Genomic DNA, 1,573 nt, shown 5'->3' on the forward strand with positions numbered 1-1,573 from the left:
TATGCAGAGCACTGTAGGCCAGAAAATAAAAATTACAAAGACTATTGAATTAATGTTCGATAAGTGTATAGCTATCGAACAATGATTCGATAGTGGTAAGGAGTAAGGCAATGAATGCTATTTCCAAATCAATGGTTTTGGAGCCCCGAAATGAGCATTTTCATTTTAAGACAGCAGAACGCGACTGGCATGGCGGCGATCCGGTCAAAACGATAATTTTTAACGCGTTTTCGATCATGTTTCCTGAAGGTGAGAAGTTCTTCATCGACAGCGTCCGCAATGTTCGGAACGAGATTGATGACCCCGTTCTCAAGAAACAGATAAAAGGCTTTATCGGGCAGGAAGCCGTGCACACGCGCGAGCATATTGAGTATAATAAACAACTGGATTTACAAGGTTACAGTGCGACGAAACTGGACGCAGGTATCAGGAAGCGAATGGCCTGGGTCCGCCGTAATTTGAATAAAAACCGCCAATTAGCGACCACCTGTGCTTTGGAACATTTTACGGCAATGATGTCTGATCTTATGATGAGCGATCCTTCTTACCTTGAAGGTGCCGATTCCAATTACCAAAAAGTCTGGCTTTGGCATGCGATGGAAGAGGCCGAACATAAAGGCGTGGCATTTGACACATTAAAAGCAGTGACAAAGAATAAGGATTATTTCCTCCGGTGCCGGTCTATGCTTATCAGCACGGTTTTGTTTAATTATTTTATTCTGAACCACATAGCAGTCATGCTTAAAGATCGGGGACTATCCCGTTCACCAAAAATATGGTGGCAGGTGGTCAAGTTCCTGTTCGGAAAACCTGGCCTTTATCGCCGGATGGCCTTGCCTTGGCTTAGCTATTTCAAGCCGAGTTTCCACCCGTGGGATCACGACAATCGTAGCAAAGTTGTAAAGACCGAAAAATATGTCTTGGGCGATGGTCAAGCCTATGCATGAGTTCCCGTCGATCGGATAATAAGGTTTTCGGGTCAGACAATACTCCTGAAAGTTCTTCCGAAGACCATTCTTTCGACACCCAACTAGGGCTGCATCACGGTGCAGCCTTTTTTTGTGTTCACTTGTGGTAAGTGTGCGGTATGAATCATACAAATTCATTATATTCAAGGAAACCGCATGACTAATGCGCCAAAACGGCGGCGGCGCAGCCCTGAAACCGCGCGAGACGAAATTCTCGATGCCGCAGAAAACATACTGCTGGAACAGGGCCCTGCTGATCTGAAATTTCAGGAAATCGCTACAACGGCCAAAATAGCAAAATCCACTGCACATCATCATTTTGGCAGTCTGGAAGAAATACATAAGGCCCTGGTCAATCGGGTATTGGAACGGTTGACCAATGATTTGACCGAAGCCTTATCATATAGTGATAACTCACCGGAACAAAATATCGAACAGGCCCTTCAAGCCGTTTATGCGATAATCGCCTCAGAGCGCTATGCCAAAATTCTCGCATGGATTGTCCTGTCGACGAAGACAACCAAGCTCTCTTATCTGGTCGAACCTCTCGAAACCATCAGGGATCTTGTATCAGATAAGCTGACGGAATACATGCCTGAACCGTC

General features: G+C 45.3%; 2 protein-coding genes. Both read left to right on the forward strand.

Annotation, left to right across the window (positions count from 1 at the left end; all coding sequences use genetic code 11):
• Positions 1-110: 110 nt before the first annotated feature.
• Positions 111-947 carry a metal-dependent hydrolase gene (locus AB1K62_RS14615; RefSeq protein WP_367004697.1) on the forward strand — a complete coding sequence of 279 codons (837 nt, stop codon included), beginning with the start codon at positions 111-113 and terminating at the stop codon, positions 945-947.
• Positions 948-1,124: 177 nt separating this feature from the next.
• The coding region (locus AB1K62_RS14620) for a TetR/AcrR family transcriptional regulator (protein WP_367004699.1) at positions 1,125-1,573 on the forward strand (449 nt) is incomplete at its 3' end.

Source organism: Parasphingorhabdus sp. JC815, from assembly GCF_040717415.1.
In the GTDB taxonomy this organism is placed as follows: domain Bacteria; phylum Pseudomonadota; class Alphaproteobacteria; order Sphingomonadales; family Sphingomonadaceae; genus Parasphingorhabdus.

What these genes read in the sequence shown, in the direction of transcription:
- AB1K62_RS14615 (WP_367004697.1), top strand. Translation starts at nt 111, where the DNA reads ATGAATGCTATTTCCAAATCAATGGTTTTGGAGCCCCGAAATGAGCAT.